16 protein-coding genes are annotated in these 15022 nt (G+C 79.0%); 7 read left to right on the top strand and 9 right to left on the bottom strand.

What is annotated here, in order from left to right; genetic code table 11:
- Positions 1-22 precede the first annotated feature (22 nt).
- The gene (locus ACI781_RS01590; protein ID WP_456564321.1) at positions 23-517 is read left to right on the top strand and encodes a hypothetical protein; all 495 of its coding nucleotides are present in this window, start codon (positions 23-25) and stop codon (positions 515-517) included.
- A gap of 49 nt (positions 518-566) precedes the next feature.
- On the opposite strand, the gene ACI781_RS01585 is transcribed toward ACI781_RS01590, so the two are convergent.
- Positions 567-1541 carry an Acg family FMN-binding oxidoreductase gene (locus tag ACI781_RS01585; RefSeq protein ID WP_456564320.1) on the bottom strand — a complete coding sequence of 325 codons (975 nt, stop codon included), beginning with the start codon at positions 1539-1541 and terminating at the stop codon, positions 567-569.
- Positions 1542-1779: 238 nt separating this feature from the next.
- On the opposite strand from ACI781_RS01585, the gene ACI781_RS01580 reads away from it, so the two are divergent.
- Complete coding sequence (locus ACI781_RS01580) at positions 1780-2454, top strand: response regulator (RefSeq protein WP_456564319.1); 675 nt, start codon at positions 1780-1782, stop codon at positions 2452-2454.
- Positions 2455-2507: 53 nt separating this feature from the next.
- On the opposite strand, the gene ACI781_RS01575 is transcribed toward ACI781_RS01580, so the two are convergent.
- From ACI781_RS01575 to ACI781_RS01560, 4 genes are all read right to left on the bottom strand, one after another.
- Complete coding sequence (locus ACI781_RS01575; RefSeq protein WP_456564318.1) at positions 2508-4166, bottom strand: GAF domain-containing protein; 1659 nt, start codon at positions 4164-4166, stop codon at positions 2508-2510.
- A gap of 157 nt (positions 4167-4323) precedes the next feature.
- Entirely contained in the window at positions 4324-4809 is a 486-nt protein-coding gene (locus ACI781_RS01570) for a pyridoxamine 5'-phosphate oxidase family protein (protein WP_456564317.1), read from the bottom strand.
- Between the two features lie 37 nt (positions 4810-4846).
- Positions 4847-5395 (bottom strand): flavodoxin domain-containing protein, encoded by a 549-nt coding sequence (locus tag ACI781_RS01565; RefSeq protein WP_456564316.1) that lies wholly within the window; start codon positions 5393-5395, stop codon positions 4847-4849.
- On the bottom strand, positions 5392-6042 hold the full coding sequence (locus ACI781_RS01560) for a CBS domain-containing protein (protein WP_456564315.1): 651 nt from the start codon (positions 6040-6042) through the stop codon (positions 5392-5394). The genes ACI781_RS01565 and ACI781_RS01560 overlap by 4 nt, the downstream gene beginning before the upstream one ends.
- 233 nt (positions 6043-6275) lie before the next feature.
- Here ACI781_RS01560 and ACI781_RS01555 point away from each other — a divergent pair, with 233 nt between their 5' ends.
- Both ACI781_RS01555 and ACI781_RS01550 read left to right on the top strand, forming a co-directional pair.
- Positions 6276-7205: an ABC transporter ATP-binding protein gene (locus tag ACI781_RS01555; protein ID WP_456564314.1), complete on the top strand. Its 930-nt coding sequence runs from the start codon at positions 6276-6278 to the stop codon at positions 7203-7205.
- Positions 7206-7275: 70 nt separating this feature from the next.
- Complete coding sequence (locus ACI781_RS01550) at positions 7276-8058, top strand: ABC transporter permease (RefSeq protein ID WP_456564313.1); 783 nt, start codon at positions 7276-7278, stop codon at positions 8056-8058.
- A gap of 2 nt (positions 8059-8060) precedes the next feature.
- Here ACI781_RS01550 and ACI781_RS01545 read toward each other — a convergent pair whose 3' ends face one another.
- Positions 8061-8732: a hypothetical protein gene (locus ACI781_RS01545; protein ID WP_456564312.1), complete on the bottom strand. Its 672-nt coding sequence runs from the start codon at positions 8730-8732 to the stop codon at positions 8061-8063.
- Entirely contained in the window at positions 8729-9559 is an 831-nt protein-coding gene (locus ACI781_RS01540) for a DUF6544 family protein (protein WP_456564311.1), read from the bottom strand. Before ACI781_RS01540 ends, ACI781_RS01545 begins: the two co-directional genes overlap by 4 nt.
- A gap of 174 nt (positions 9560-9733) precedes the next feature.
- Here ACI781_RS01540 and ACI781_RS01535 point away from each other — a divergent pair, with 174 nt between their 5' ends.
- Complete coding sequence (locus tag ACI781_RS01535; protein WP_456564310.1) at positions 9734-10732, top strand: universal stress protein; 999 nt, start codon at positions 9734-9736, stop codon at positions 10730-10732.
- A 115-nt stretch (positions 10733-10847) separates the two neighbouring features.
- Positions 10848-11162, top strand: coding sequence for a hypothetical protein (locus ACI781_RS01530; RefSeq protein WP_456564309.1), 315 nt, complete (start codon positions 10848-10850; stop codon positions 11160-11162).
- Between the two features lie 258 nt (positions 11163-11420).
- On the opposite strand, the gene ACI781_RS01525 is transcribed toward ACI781_RS01530, so the two are convergent.
- Together ACI781_RS01525 and ACI781_RS01520 are read right to left on the bottom strand one after the other, a co-directional pair.
- Complete coding sequence (locus ACI781_RS01525) at positions 11421-11975, bottom strand: Rv1733c family protein (RefSeq protein WP_456564308.1); 555 nt, start codon at positions 11973-11975, stop codon at positions 11421-11423.
- A complete protein-coding gene (locus tag ACI781_RS01520; protein ID WP_456564307.1) occupies positions 11972-13069 on the bottom strand; it encodes an Acg family FMN-binding oxidoreductase in 1098 nt (365 codons plus the stop codon). The genes ACI781_RS01525 and ACI781_RS01520 overlap by 4 nt, the downstream gene beginning before the upstream one ends.
- Before the next feature lie 226 nt (positions 13070-13295).
- On the opposite strand from ACI781_RS01520, the gene ACI781_RS01515 reads away from it, so the two are divergent.
- A complete protein-coding gene (locus ACI781_RS01515; RefSeq protein WP_456564306.1) occupies positions 13296-14927 on the top strand; it encodes a DUF4389 domain-containing protein in 1632 nt (543 codons plus the stop codon).
- The last annotated feature ends 95 nt before the right edge of the window (positions 14928-15022 follow it).

The raw sequence follows: 15022 nt of genomic DNA, 5'->3' as shown, positions 1-15022 counted from the left end.
CGCCGAGGCAGGGAGACCACCGATGACCCAGACCGGTGCGGCCGCCGACCGGGTGCGGCAGGTGCTCGCGTTCGACCGGCCGGTGGAGCGCGACGGCGCCACCGTGATCCCCGCCGCGGCCGTGCGCACCCACACCGCGACCCGAGCGGGCGGCGGCGGGGAGGACGGGCGCGCGCTCGACGCTGCGATGTCGGGCGGGCGACCGCTCGGCGCCTTCGTCGTCCGCGACGGCCGCGTGCGCTGGCACCCGGTGGTCGACGCCACCCGCGTGCTGACGACGGCCGAGCTGGTCGTCGGGGCCGTCCTCGTCGCGCGGCGGCTGGCCGCCCGCCCGCCGGGGCCGAAGGCCGCGGTCTCGATGGGGCCGGGCGGCTGGGTGAGCCTGCGGGGCGGCGCGCTGGCCGTCCGCCCGTCCCGCCGCCTGTGGCGGCGGCGACCCCCGCCGGCCCCGGCACCGCGGCGCCCGTGGTGGGCGCGGCTGCTGGCGGCCGTGCCGCTGGAGCGGCTCGCCGGCTGAGGGCGCCCGCGGGCGTCACCCGGGGGCCGGCGTCACCGGGGGGCCGGCGTCACCAGGGGGCATCGAGGGCGTCGATGGTGTCCTCGACCGGTCGCCGGCCCGTCTCCGGGACCGCCGGCCCGCCGACCGGGCCCCAGCCCAGCCGCAGCAGCACCTGCGGCCGGTGACCGGCGGGCAGCACGCCCGCGGCCAGGCGTTCCCGGGTCGCGGCCACCTCCAGCGCCTGGCTGACCGGATCGGTGGCCAGGCCGGCCGCGGTCGCGGCGAGCAGCACGGCGCTCAGGGCCTCGCCGGCGCGCAGCCGGTCGGCGGCCCGGTCGCCGTCGGTGGCCAGGACCGCCAGCCGGGTCCCGCCGGACCCGCCACGGGCCGGCACCTCCGGGGCCGGGTCGTGGACGGCGCGCACCGGCAACGCGGGGAGGTCCCCGGGCACCGCGGGGAGGCCGTCGGCGCCGCGCGCCCGGCCGCTCCACCGGGCCACCTCCGCGGCGGCGCCCGGGAGCAGCGCCTGCTCGGCCGCCGCCCGCTCGACCAGGCGGGCGACCTCCCACTCGCGGGCGGCGTCCAGCCCGACCAGGGAGGCTCCCTGGCCGGCGGCGGCGCGGCGCAGGTCGTCGAGGAGCTCCGCGGGCAGGGGCCAGGTGGAGAAGAGGCGGCGGTCGCTGCGGCGGCGCGCGATCGCCCGGGCCAGGGCCCGGTCGCCGGCGGTCGGCTCCGCCGGGGAGAGCTCCAGCGCCGCCAGGTGCCGCGTGCCCGCGGGGTCGGGCAGCCGGTGCACCCGCGTCGCCCAGCCGGCGGCCCGCAGCGCCACCCGCAGGTGGTGCAGCGCGGCGCCGCAGCTGAGCAGCAGCCCCCGCCCGTCCGGGTCGGTCACCGGCAGCGCCCGGTCCGGGTCGGCGAACAGGTGCACGGTGGACTGCCCGACCCGCCAGCGCCAGGGCTGCGAGTTGTGCACGGACGGCGCGCGGTTGGCCAGCGCGACGGCGGCGCGCACGGTCTCCCGGTCGAGGTGGGCGGTCAGCACGGTGGTCTCCTGGGTCCTCCCGGCACGGGGCCGGACGCTGCGAGCCTCCGGTCCGGCCGCGGGCGCGGGCAGGGACGGAGGTCCCGTTCCCGCAGGTCCCACGTCCGTCGGCGCCGGGCGGGGGAGCCCGGCCCCGCACCGCGGCGCCCGGCCGCCACCTAGCCTGGGGGCAGGCACGTCGCCGGTCGCCCGGTGACCGACCACGGCCGCCCCGGCGCGGCAGGACGGAGCGAGAGCAGTGGACGACGACCGGGCCCCCATCCGGGTCTTCCTCCTCGACGACCACGAGATCGTGCGCCGCGGCGTCGCCGACCTGCTCGGCAGCGACCCCGGCATCTCGGTGGTCGGCGAGGCGAAGAACGCCGCGGAGGCGCTGGCCCGCGTCCCGGCGCTGCGCCCGGACGTCGCCGTCCTCGACGTGCGGCTCCCCGACGGGGACGGCGTCTCGGTGTGCCGGGAGCTGCGGTCCCGGATGCCGGAGCTCAAGGTCGTCATGCTGACCAGCTACAGCGACGACGAGGCGCTGTTCGAGGCGATCATGGCCGGCGCCTCGGGGTACCTGCTCAAGCAGATCCTCGGCCAGGACCTGGTCAGCGGGGTGCGGACCGTCGCCGCGGGCGGGTCCCTGCTCGACCCGACCGCGACCACCGCCGTCCTGGAGCGGATGCGCCGCTCCGCCGAGCCGAGCGGGCCGCTGGCCAAGCTCAGCGACCAGGAGCGGACCGTGCTCGAGCTCATCGGCGAGGGCCTGACCAACCGGCAGATCGGCGAGCGGATGTTCCTGGCCGAGAAGACGGTCAAGAACTACGTGTCCCACCTGCTGGCCAAGCTGGGGCTGGAGCGGCGCACGCAGGCCGCCGTCCTGGCGACCGAGCTGCGCGCCTCCGGCTCGTCGTCGACCCCGGGCCGCTAGGCGGCCGGCTCTCGGCGCAGGGTCCTCGGCGCAGGGTCCTCAGCGCAGGGTCCTCAGCGCAGGGGCGCCCACCAGCGCAGGCGGGTGCCGCCCTCGGGGGGGGCCTCGGCGCACGCGCCGCCGCCGCGCCGCTCGGCGCGCGCGGTCACGTTGCGCAGCCCGCTGCGGGCGGCGCGGGGGTCGATGCCGCGCCCGTCGTCGAGGACCTCCAGCACGACCTCGTCGGCGACGTCGAGGGTGACGGTGACGTGCCGGCCGCCGGAGTGGCGGGCGGCGTTGCTGACCGCCTCCCGGGTCACGGCCTCCAGGTCGGCGGCCAGCTCAGCGGGAACGAGGCTGTCGACCGCCCCGGACATGCGGACGGCGGTGGCGAGGTCGGGCCCGGCGGTCTCGGTGACGACGTCGAGCAGGCGGCGGCGCAGGCTCCGGCCGGCGTCGGCGTCCTCGGCGGTGTGCAGGTCGAAGATCGTCGTCCGGATGTCGCGGACGGTCTCGTCGAGCTGGTGCACGACGTCCCGGACCCGGCGCTGCGCCTGCAGGTCCGAGACCCGGGGGAGCACCGACTGCAGGCTGAGGCCGGCGGCGAACAGCCGCTGGATGACCAGGTCGTGCAGGTCCTGGGCGATGCGGTCGCGGTCCTCGAACACGTCGAGGCGGCGGGCGGTCCGCTGCTGGGTCGCCAGGTCCAGGGCCACCGCCATCTGGTCGGCGAAGGTGCCGATCAGGGCGGCCAGCGCGGGCTCGAACGGACGCCCGCCCGCGCGACGGGCGACCACCAGCAGCCCGTCCTCGGCCTGGCCACCCGGCAGCGGGACGCCGATGCACGGGCCCCACGGCACGTGGGCGTTGGGCCCGTCGTAGGCCAGGCCGCTCACGTCCACGGTCACCACCGACTGGACCTCGGCGAACGCGGCGAGCACCGGGGCCTCCTCGGGCAGCAGCCGGGAGCCGGTCACGTCGTCGAGGTCGTCCCCGGCCTGGGCGCGCACCTCGAACCGGCCGTCCCCGGCGTCGGGCCCGACCAGCAGCCAGGCGGCGTCGGCGTCGGTCAGCTCCCGCACCCGGCGCACGATCAGCTCGAGCGCGGCGGCCGGGGACGCGTCGCCGAGCAGCCGCTCGCGCACGTCCCCGGCGGCGGAGACCCAGCGGCGGCGCAGCTCCGCCTCCTCGAACAGGCGGGCGTTGTCGATGGCGATGCCCGCGGCGCCGGCCAGGGCGGTGAGCACCGCCTCGTCCTCGGCGGTGAACGCGCCGTCGCGCTTCTCGGTGAGGTACAGGTTGCCGTAGACCTCGCCGCGGACGAGCACGGGGACGCCGAGGAAGCTGCGCATCGGCGGGTGCCCCTCGGGGAAGCCGACCGACGACGGGTGGGTGGACAGGTCGGCGATCCGCAGGGCGTGGGGCTCGGTGATCACCTGGCCGAGCACGCCCTTGCCCTCGGGCAGGTGCGGCATCCGGGCGGCGGTCGCGTCGTCCAGGCCGGTGTGGATGAACGCCGACAGGCCCCCGTGCGCGCCCAGGACGCCGAGCGCCCCGTAGCGGGCGTCGACCAGCCCGACGGCCGCCTCGACGATGCGGTGCAGCGTGCTGTCCAGGTCCAGCCCGGTGGAGACGCTGAGGAACGCGTCGAGCAGGCCCTGCACCCGTTCCTGGGTGCGGGCGACGGCGCTCAGTCGCTCCTGGACCTCGTCGATCAGCTCCGTGAGCCGCATGCCCGCGAGCACGTCCCGGCCCGGTGACGTCCCGGCTCGTCTCTGGTCGCCCATGCTCCCGTCCCCGCCGGTCGATCACCGCTGATCCGGCGACGCTGGCACCGGGCGGGGCGCCGGTCAAGTCTCCCCGGGGCCCGTCCCGCGACCGTGCGGGAGCTCACCCGCCGGCGGCGAGGCGGGGCGCGGGGACCGCGCCGGGGGTGGCGCGGTCCGGGCCGCCCGGCACGTCCAGTCGCCGGCTCAGCCGCCGGCCGGTGATCCGGCTGATCCGCACCGCGACCACGCAGGCCTGCCCCGCCGGCACCCAGGGTGCCAGACCGGCGGCGTGCAGGGCGGCCACCTCGCCGGCGTCGGACAGGACGCGGCTGGGCCCGACGACCGTGACGCTCCAGCCGGTGCGGGTGGCGACGTCGACGTCGTCGACCTCGAACGCGACGACCGCCCCCCGGCTGGCCGCCTGCACCTTGCTGCCGCGGCGGGTGGGGATCAGCACCTCGTCGTCGCGGACGGCGAAGTGCACCGGCTCGATCGTGGGCAGCGCGCCGACGGTGAAGGCCAGCCGGCCGATGGGCGCTGTGCCGAGCAGCCGGTGGCACTCGCCCGGCGTCAGCGGCACGAGCACGGGGTCGGGCGTCGTGGACATGGGCATCCTCGTGTTCTCGTCCGGGCGGGGCGCCGGCTCAGGACCCCGCCGCGGGCGCCGGCGTGGACGGGACCCCGGCGAGCGCGCCCACCAGTTCGTCGGCGCAGGCCCGGACGAGGGCCCAGTCCCGGGCGTCGCCCACGGGCGCGCGCATGGCGGTGACGACGGCGCGCTCGGCGAACGAGAGCCGCGCCGGGTCGAGGCGGCCGGGCAGCACCCAGTGCCCGCGCGGCGACAGCAGGTCCCGCAGGGTCGCGGCGTCGTAGGGCTCGGAGTCGGGGAACGGTGGGGCGCCGATCGGGCCGCTGGACAGCAGCCACAGGGGGGTCGACCGCAGCACCGCCGCGGAGGCGGTGGCGAACTCGCGCGCGGCCGGCAGCCACCCCCCGGCGTACACGGCGCTGCCGAGGACGACGGCGTCGTGGCCGGTGGGGTCGGGGTGGTTCTCCACGGGCACGGCGGTCGCGCGGACCTCCCGCCCCGCGGCGGCCCCGGCCGCGACCAGGTCCCGGGCCAGGGCCGCGCCGATCTCCCGCGTGGACCCGTGCCGGCTGGCGACGGTCACGAGCACCCGCAGCCGGCTCACCGGGCACCGCCCAGGGGGACGGCGGTGGGGACGACGTCGACCGCGACCACCCCGCCGACCGTGCGGGCCAGGGTCGCGAGCGTGCGCTCCTCGGTGCCCGGCGCGTCCGGGGACCGGCCGCGGGTGCGCCGGATCCTGGCGACGCCCTCGGTCACCTCGACGTCCCAGGCGCCCGTCTCGCCGGTGTAGCGCTCGACGAGGTCGAGGAGGTCGTCGCGGATGCGTTCGTCGGTGCGCACCAGGGCGCGCAGCAGGTCGCGCCGGCTCACGATGCCGACGAGTCGCCGCGACCCGTCCAGGACCGGCACGCTGCGCAGCCGGTCGTCGACGAACAGCCGGGCCACGTCGGACAGGTCGGCCTCCGGGGCGACGGTCTCGACGTCCGCGGTCATCACCCCGCGCACCAGCAGGGGCAGCACCCGGCCCGGCTCCGGCCCGGGCTCGCGGCGCAGGTGCAGCCGCGGGTCGCGGGGGAGGCGGTCGCGCAGCACGTCGGCCTCCGCCACGATGCCCACCAGCGACCCGTCGGCGTCCACGACCGGCAGGGCGGCGAACCCGCGGTCGGCGAGCACCTCGCCGGCGTACTTGGCGGACGTGTCCGGTCCCACCGTGACCACGTCGCGCGTCATGACGTCTCGGACCTGCACGTTCTCCTCCTCGGGCCGGCTGGGACCGACGCTAGGCACCGGGCCGGGCGGGTCCCAGGGTCGCCGGACCGGGCGGCGCGGGACCTCCGTCCCTCCGCCGGGGGCCGTGCCGGGCCGCTGGTCCCTGCCCGGCGGGACCTCCGGCCCCGGGACGGCGCCGGCGCGGGCGGGCACCGTGGAGCCGCCCGGGCGCGCCCCGCCGGACCGGGCCGGGAGCCAGCGGACGGAGAGACGTGGAGCAGCACGGGCGAGGGGCCGCCGACGTCGTCGTCTCGTGTGCCGGCCTGACCAAGCGCTTCGGCCGCACGGTCGCCCTGCGCGACGTGGACCTGCAGGTGCGCCGCGGCGAGGTGCTCGGCTACCTCGGGCCCAACGGCGCGGGGAAGACGACCACGCTGCGGGTCCTCATGGGCTTCGTCCGCGCCACGGCGGGCACCGTGCGGGTGCTGGGCCGCGACCCCTGGCGGGAGGCCGCCCGGGTGCACCGCGACGTCGGGCACCTGTCCGGCGAGCCGGCCCTGCACGACCGGTTGACCGGCCGCGAGCACGTGCGCGCCACCGCCCGGTTGCGCGGGCAGGACGACCTGCGGCCCGCGTGGGACGTCGCCGACCGCCTGGACCTGGACCTGGACCGCCCGGCGCGGACCCTGTCGAAGGGCAACCGGCAGAAGCTCGCGGTGGTGCTGGCCTTCATGTCCCAGCCGCTGCTGCTGGTCCTGGACGAGCCGACCAGCGGGTTCGACCCGTTGGTGCAGCAGGAGTTCCAGGCCATGCTCGCCGAGCACACGGCCGGCGGCGGGAGCGCCCTGCTGTCCTCGCACGTGCTCGGCGAGGTGCAGCGCAGCGCGTCCCGCATCGGCGTGCTGCGGGCCGGGCGGCTGGTCGCGGTGGAGGAGATGGACGTGCTGCGCGCCCGGTCGCTGCACCGGGTCCGCGCCCGCTTCGCCGACCCCGTGCCGGCCGACGGGTTCGCCGCCGTCCCCGGGCTGCGCGGGGTCCAGGTGCGCGGCACGACGCTGACCTGCAGCGCGCCGGCCTCGGCCCTGGACGGGCTCGTGGCCCGGCTGGCCGGCCACCGCCTGCTCGACCTCGAGGTCGCCGAGGCCGACCTCGAGGAGACGTTCCTGGCCTACTACGGCGCGGAGGCCCCCGGTGCTGCCTGACCTGCTCCCCGCGCCGACGGGGCCCGTGGCCGGCCCGCGCGTCGCGCTGCGGGGGCCGCGCCCGGGAGCCGTGGCCGCCCAGACGCTGCGCCTGCAGCGCCGCCGGCTGACCCTGTGGGCGCTGGGGCTCGCGGCGATGGTCACCCTGTACGGGTCGCTGTGGCCCAGCATCCGCGGGCAGTCCTCGGTCGCCGACCTGGTGGACCGGCTGCCCGAGGTGCTGCGGTCGCTGCTGGCGGTCACCGACATCTCGACGCCGGTGGGCTACGTGCAGGCGGAGTTCCTGGGGCTGACCGGCCCGCTGCTGGTCATCCTGTTCGCGGTGCTCGCCGGGGCCGACGGCATCGCCGGCGAGGAGGAGCGCCGCTCGCTGGACCTGCTGCTGGCCGACCCCGTCAGCCGCACCCGGGTCGTGCTGGAGCGGATGGCCGCGATGGTCGCCGGGGTCGCCGTGCTGGCGACGGCGGCGGGGCTCGCGCTCGTCGGGGCCGGTGTGTTCGCCGGGCTGGACCTGCCGGTCGCCCGGGTCGCGGCCGCGACGCTCCACCTCGGCCTGCTCGGATGCGTCTTCGGCGCGCTGGCGGCCGCGGTCGGCGCCGCCACCGGCCGGCCCGCCGCCGCCCGCGCGGTGGCCGCGTCGGTCGCCGTCCTGGCCTACCTGGTCAACGGGCTCGCGCCGCTCGTGGCGTGGCTGCGGCCCCTGCGCGACCTCTCGCCGTTCGCGCAGTACTCCGGCCACGTGCCGCTCGTCACCGGCGTCTCCTGGCCGGGGGTCGCGGTGGCGGCCGGCACGGTCGCCGTCCTGGCCGCGCTCGCCGTCGCGGCCTTCCGCCGCCGGGACGTCGCCGGGTGAGCTCAGCGGGCGCCGGGGGCCACCGCGGCGACGGGCGGTCCCTCGGCGGCGCGCCGCTCGGCGCGCTCGGCGATCCCGTGCAGCATCCGGCGGGTCATCACGAGGGTCACCGGTTCCAGGACGCGGGTGGCCACGCGCAGCCCGCGCGTCGGGGGCCGGTGCGTGCGCGAACGCGACAGCAGCCGGCACCGGCCGGGGCCGTGCGGCACGAGGTGGAACGACCACACCGAGTCCCAGGGGTGCTCGGGCGGGGCCTGGCGCAGCACGAGTGCCCGCCCGGGCACGACCTGCGCCACGCCGAAGGCGTACCCCTCGGGCATCGGCCCGTAGCCCCGGGGGACCACGACCACCCGGTCACCGGGTGCCAGGTGCTGCCACTCCTCGCGGACCTCGTCGGTGGAGTGGATGCCCAGCCCGAGCAGGTCCTCCACCCGGTCGTAGCTGTACATGCCGCCGCGGTCCTGACCGATCTGGACCAGCCACGGCCAGACCGCCTCCGCCGGCGCGTCGACCGTGACGGCGAGGGTCGTCTCCTCGGCCGGGCCGGGCACCAGCTCGTCCCCGGGCAGCGTCCGGGCGGCCTCGCCGTGGGTCGCGCCCCAGTTCCGGGTCGCGTGCAGCAGTTCGGAGGCCAGCGCGGCGGTGCCCGCCGCGGTCAGCAGCGCGGGGATCACGAGGCGGCCCTCCCGGCGGAGACGTCGGGCCAGAGGTCGACCAGGGCCAGCTCGGCGTAGCGCAGCTCCCGCCCGTCGGGCAGGTGCCACACCGCGCAGGCGCGACCCAGCCGGGGGACCCCGCCGACGTCGGCCCACTCCAGCACGGGGGTGCTCCAGGTGGCCCGGACGAGTCCCTCGGGCAGGTCGGCCCAGCGGTCGTCGGTGCGGACGTCGGTGGGACGGGCGTCGGCGTCCAGCAGGACGTCGGCGCCGACGGTGGCGCCACCGTCGGTCACGGTGACGCGGAAGGAGTCCTCCCCGGTGGCGTCCCACGTGACCCGCGGGTCGAGCAGCATGCCCGGCGCCATCAGGAGGGCGTCGTCGAGCCAGGTGACCAGCTCGCCGGTGTCGAGCTCCGGACCGGAGCCGTCGGCGACGGGCACCAGCCCCAGGAGCCTCCCGCGCATCCGGCCGGAGCCGCGGCGGTAGGTGTCCCAGCCCCACATAGGGACCACCCCGCCCAGCAGCAGGCGCATGCGGAACAGCCGCGCGACCTCGTCGGCGGTGTTGTACTGCCAGGCGTCGCACGGCATCCACGGGCCGCCGGGACGGCGCCGGAACCGTCCGCGCAGGTGCGCCCGGAACGAGCGGGTCCGCGGCCGGCCGACGACGCCCATCGCGTGCAGGTACCGCCGCACCGGGTGCGGGAGGCCGGCGAGGTCGGCCTCGCCGACCGGGACGGGGTCCGGGGCGGGGTCGGGCAGCCCGGCGGCGGCGATCCCGCGGCGGAACGCCGCCGGCGGCCGTGCGGTCCGCGGTGCGTGCACCCGCGTGGTCGTCGTCACCGTGCCGACGCTAGGTCCGCCGCCGCGGCCCGGACCCGGCCCGACGGCCCACCCCGGGTGGGCCGAAGGTCCCCGGCCCCGGGGACGTCGGCCCACCTCCGCGCACCCCGGTGCGCCGCGACGCTGGGACCGGGGCCCGGCGACCGACCGGGCGGGGAACCGAGGAGCGCCGTGGTGACGGAGCAGGCACAGTCGGACACCGGCCGGGCGGCGGACGGGACGGGCGCCGCGCGCGTGGTGGTCGGCGTCGACGGGTCGCCGGGCGCGCGGGCCGCCCTGGTGTGGGCGCTCGGTGCCGCGGCGCGGGCCGGGGCCACCCTGGAGCTGGTCAGCGCCTACCCCGTCGACCTCTACTGGGCCGACCCGTACCTGGTGGACCCGCGCCGGCTGGACGACCTGCGCGCGGACACGGAGTCCCTGGCGCGGGAGCTGCTCGACGAGGTGCGCGCCGACCCGGCCGTGACCGCGTCGCCCGGCGCCGCGGAGGTCCCGGCCGAGGTCACCGTCTGCGCCGGTGCGCCCGCCGAGCACCTGCTGGCCGCCGCGCGCGGTGCCGCCCTGCTGGTGGTGGGCAGCCGGGGGCGCGGGGGCGTGCGCAGCACCCTGCTGGGGTCGGTCGCCCTGCACTGCGCCGCGGCCGCGCCGTGCCCGGTCGTGGTGGTGCACCCGGCCGCGGTCCAGCCACCGCCGCGCGTCGTCGTCGGGGTCGACGAGTCGGACGTGTCGCGCGCGGCGCTGCTCCGCGCGGCGGAGGAGGCGCGGCGGCTGGGCGCCGAGCTCGAGGTCGTCGCCGTCCACCAGGCGGCGGAGTACTGGAGCGACCTGTACGCCGTTCCCGTGCCGCCGGTCCCGGAGACCCTCGGGCAGGCCGGGGCGCGCCTCGGCCGGCTCGTGACCGAGGCGCTGGGCCCGGATGCCGCGGCGCGGGTGCTGGTGCTGACCGGGGCGCCCGCCGAGGTCCTGGTGCAGCAGGCCGACGGGGCGGCGTTGCTCGTCGTCGGCAGCCGCAGCACCGGCCGGCTGGCCGGCATGCTGCTGGGCTCCGTGGCGCTGCACGCGGCGGTGCACGCGCCCTGCCCGGTGATGGTCGTGCACCTGCCGCGGGCGCGCGCCGCCGAGCCCGACGGCCCGGCGCCGGCGGCGCGGCCGGCGCCCGCCCCGGCCGCGGGCTGAGCACCGCCCGGGCCGTTGGTCCCGCCGCCGTGGACCGTTGCGCTCTCGACGGGGCGGGCGACCGGCGGGACCGTGGGCCGGTCAGCCGGACAGCCGACCCGAGGAGGACCGAGCCGTGACCGAGCCCGCGAAGCGGCAGCACGCCGTCCCACCGGCGGACATGACCACCGCCGAGAAGCTCGCGGCCGAGTGGGAGGCCCGGCACGACGTCGTCGCCCGGGGGCACGCCGCCGACCCGCTCGCGCTGCAGCACTACCTGGCGCACGCGCGCGCCGACGAGAGCGCGCACCGGTCGCCACCCCCGGCCCCGGCGACCCCGGCCGCGGCCGCCCGGCCGGTGCACGACGAGCCCGCGCCCCCGCCGGCGCCCGGGCCCCCGTCGGCGCCGGCCCGCACCCCGTGGTGGCGCCGGCTGTTCGGCCGCAGCTGACCGCCCGGGGGCCCCGGCTCCCAGCCGACCCACAGCCACCTCCCGGCGAGGGCGGAGGAGCACCCGCGACCGTGGGACTCCCCGCCCCCGGAGGTCGCCGTGAACCGCCAGCCGCCCGGCCGGTGCCGATCGCGGCTGCGCCGATGAGCGCGCTCGCGCCGCCCGCGCCGCGTCCCCTGCTCGCCGTCCCCTCGACCCGGGCGCGGGTCGACGACGACCATCGGACCGGTCGTCGTCGACCCTGAGACCGGCCCGCGCTCAGGGGTCGCCGTACGAGGCGCGGCCGGCCCACAGGGGCTCCACCCGCGCCCAGCCGGCCGTCCACTGCCGGTCCCGGCGGCGGTCCAGCGCCCGGCAGACGGCGGCGTGCGCGCCCGCGCCGAGGGCGCCGGCGAACCCCACGACCAGCAGCCCGGCGACCACCCCCTGGACGGGCGCGAGGCCGGCGGGCAGCGGCGCCGGCACCAGGTCGCCGTGGCCGTCCACCCAGATGCTCAGCGACCGGCCCCGGTGGGCGTCCGACCCGGCGCGGACCTCGCCCTCCCGCCGGCTGCCGTCCGGCGCCGTCCACGTCGCCGGGACGGCGACCCCGGTCGGCGGCGCCAGACCCTCCCGCGCGTCCTCCAGCAGCACGGCGGTCACCCGGGTGCGCTCGGCCGCCTCCTCGGCGGTCCGGGCCCGGATGCCGTCGGCCGCCGCCGCACCGAGCACCCAGGCCAGCGGCACGGAGAGCACGACGAGCAGCACGGCGGTGCGCCGGGACAGCGCCTGGACGCGGTCGGTGCCGCGCGTCAGCGTGCCCGGGCGGGTCACCGCCACGTCGTCCCGCCGCGGCCGTCGGGCACGGGCCGCCGCTCCCGGTCCCGCGGGGGGCGCTCGGAGCGGACCGGCGGCGGCGGGGGTGGCGGCCGGGTGCTGTTGTCGACGACGTCCTGGCGCGGCCGCCGGGGCGTCCCCGCCGTCGACTCCGCCCGGCCGATGCGCAGCAGGCTCTGCGGGTGCCCGTGCCAGGCCAGCGCGGCGCGCAGCCGGGTGCGGGTCAGGGGCACCTCGACGGCCTGGGTGAGGGGGCTGGCCACCCAGTGGTCGCGGGTGAGCACGAGCAGCAGCCGCTCCAGCGCCTCGCCGGCGTGCAGCCAGGCCCGCTGGTCGTCGCGCGGGGTGGCCAGCAGCACGACGGTCTGCTCGGCCGTCGAGTGCGTCTGCGCGGGCAGCGCGCCGGCACCGGCGACGTCGAAGTCGCGGATCGGCAGGTCGTCGTGCCGGCGGCCGGGGACGTGCGGCACCACGACCGCCGGCACGCCGTCGCCCTGGCCGGGGGTGCGCGTCGTCCAGTGCCGGAGCTCGGCCCGGTAGGCGGGGTCGGCGTTCTGCAGGGCGTCGGCCTGCCGGGTCAGGCGTGCCACCAGCTCGCGGTGCCGGGCGGCGCGGACCGGGACGAGCTCGGCCCCCTCGGCGGCCACCGCGGCCGCGAACGCGTCCAGCAGCTCGTCGGGGACCGTCTCGCCCGTGAAGGGCCGCCGGTTGGTGTGCCGGTCCCGCGCGTACGGGGCCAGCGCGGCCAGCGCGGCGTCCGCCGGGCCCTCGACCGGGCGGACCACGGCCACGAGGTCGGGGTCGGCGAGGTCGGGCCACCGCTGGACGTGGACGGCCCACCCGGCCGCCGCCAGCGCCACCCGGGCGTTGAGGAGCGCGGCGCCGACGCTCTGGCCCAGCTCGCGCCCCAGCGGGTCGAGCGACAGCAGCTGCCGCGTGCGCTCGGCCCGCAGGTCGAGCCGGTCGGGGCGCAGGACCAGCCGCCACGGCTGGGTGTTGTGCACCGACGGGGCCAGGCGGGCGAGGTCGGCGGCCTCCTCCAGGGCGTCGGTCGGCGTCCGGCGGTGCGCTGTGCGGGTGGTGCTGGGCATGGCAGCTCCTCGGTGCGCGCTGGTCCCAGCCTCGGGCGGCGGCCGGTCCGCCACCCGGGGACCGCCGTCACCACCCGCGGTGACGAACGTCCCGGGGGTGATGCGCCCTGCGGACGTACCGGGCCGGCCGCGGCGGTCGCGAGGCTCGAGGAGGACTGCTGGCTGCCCGGGCGCGGACGTCCGGGCGCAGCCGTCCCCGGTGCAGCGGGGCGGAGAGGAGGACGACGTGACCGAGGTGGACCGACACCGGACGCCGTACCCCGTGCGGGTCGACGCGTCGCTCGAGGAGCCCCTGTCCCGGGGGCTGTGGCTGGTGAAGTGGCTGCTGCTGGTCCCGCACTACGTGGTGCTGGCGTTCCTGTGGCTGGGCTTCGTCGTGGTCTCGGTGGTCGCGTTCTTCGCGATCCTGGTGACCGGGCGCTACCCGCGGGCGCTGTTCGAGTACGGCGTCGGGGTCCTGCGCTGGACGTGGCGGGTCCACTACTACGGCTACGCGGCGCTGGGCACCGACCGGTACCCCCCGTTCACCCTCGCCGACGTGCCGGACTACCCGGCGCACCTGGACGTGCCCTACCCCGAGCGGCTCTCCCGGGGCCTGGTGCTGGTCAAGTGGTGGCTTCTGGCGCTGCCGCACTACCTGGTGCTGGCGGTGTTCATCGGCGGCGGCCTCTGGCTCGGTGCCGGCGGGGACGGCGCCTGGGACGACGGCTGGGGGTTCGGGGGCCTGGTGACCCTGCTCGTCGTCGTCGCCGCCGTCGTCCTGCTGTTCTCCGGGCGCTACCCGCGGGCGCTCTACGACTTCGTGCTGGGCATGGACCGGTGGGTGCTGCGCGTCGCCGCGTACGTCGGCCTGATGACCGACGCCTACCCGCCGTTCCGGCTGGACATGGGCGGCGCCGACCCCGGCTCGCTGCCCGCCGGTCCCGCGCCGGCCGGCCCCGGGGGCGGCGGCGCGGTGCTCCCCGCGGGCCCCGCTCCCGCACCCGTCGCCGGCCCGGCCGCGGGTGCCGCACCCGCGCCGGCCGCGGGCCCCGCACCGGCGCCGGCCGCACGGTCGGGCTGGTCCGCCGGCCGCGTCGTGACCCTCGTCGCGGGGGCGTTGCTGCTCGCCACGGCCACCGGGTTCGTCGGCGCCGGCGGCACCCTGCTGTGGGCCGACCAGACGCAGCGCGAGGACGGCTGGCTGCTCTCCCCGGACGCGGAGCTCGTCAGCGCCCGGTACGCCGTCACCAGCGACGGCATCCGCCTGGAGGGCGACGGCCTGGACTGGGTCGTCGACGACGTGCTCGGCACCGCCCGGCTCGAGGTCGCTCCCGTCGACCCCGGCACCGAGCTCTTCGTGGGCCTCGGGCCGACGGCCGACGTGTCCGGGTACCTCGACGGCGTCGGGCGCAGCCGGCTGGACCACCTGGCCGTCCGCGACGACGACGACCGCGACCTGGTGCGGGGGCTGCGCGACGTCCCCGGCGACGCCCCGGCCGTGCCGCCGGCGGAGGCGGACGTGTGGACCGTGTCGGCCTCGGGCAGCGGGACCCGGACCCTCGACTGGGAGCCGACCGAGGGCGACTGGACGCTCGTCGTGATGCGGGCCGACGGGACCGCGGGCATCGACGCGCAGGTGCGGGTGGGGGCCACGCTGCCGGGGCTCACCTGGTTCTCGTGGACGCTGCTGGGCATCGGTGCGCTGCTGGCGCTGGCCGGTGGGCTCCTCGTGGCGCTGGCCGCCCGCGGGGCCCGGTCCGTCCCGCCGTCCGGCGGAGCCCCGGCGCAGCCCACGCCCCCGCCCCCGTACGGCGGCCCGGCGGCCGGCGGGACGGAGCCGGCGGGCACGTCGACCCGGGCGGGACACCTCGCCTGACGGGCCCCGCTGCCCCCCGGCGGGGGGGGGGGGGGGGGGGGGGGGGGGGGGGGGGGGGGGGGGGGGGGGGGGGGGGGGGGGGGGGGGGGGGGGGG

It is taken from the genome of Blastococcus sp. SYSU D00695, assembly GCF_054050555.1.
The sequence above is the reverse complement of the archived record's forward strand: the minus strand, read 5'-3'. Positions and strand labels throughout refer to the sequence as shown.

Excerpts from the sequence above, each read along its gene's own strand:
- ACI781_RS01520 (WP_456564307.1), bottom strand. The coding sequence starts at position 13,069 with ATGCCCAGCACCACCCGCACAGCGCACCGCCGGACGCCGACCGACGCC.
- ACI781_RS01575 (WP_456564318.1), bottom strand. The coding sequence starts at position 4,166 with ATGCGGCTCACGGAGCTGATCGACGAGGTCCAGGAGCGACTGAGCGCC.
- ACI781_RS01590 (WP_456564321.1), top strand. The coding sequence starts at position 23 with ATGACCCAGACCGGTGCGGCCGCCGACCGGGTGCGGCAGGTGCTCGCG.
- ACI781_RS01570 (WP_456564317.1), bottom strand. The coding sequence starts at position 4,809 with ATGTCCACGACGCCCGACCCCGTGCTCGTGCCGCTGACGCCGGGCGAG.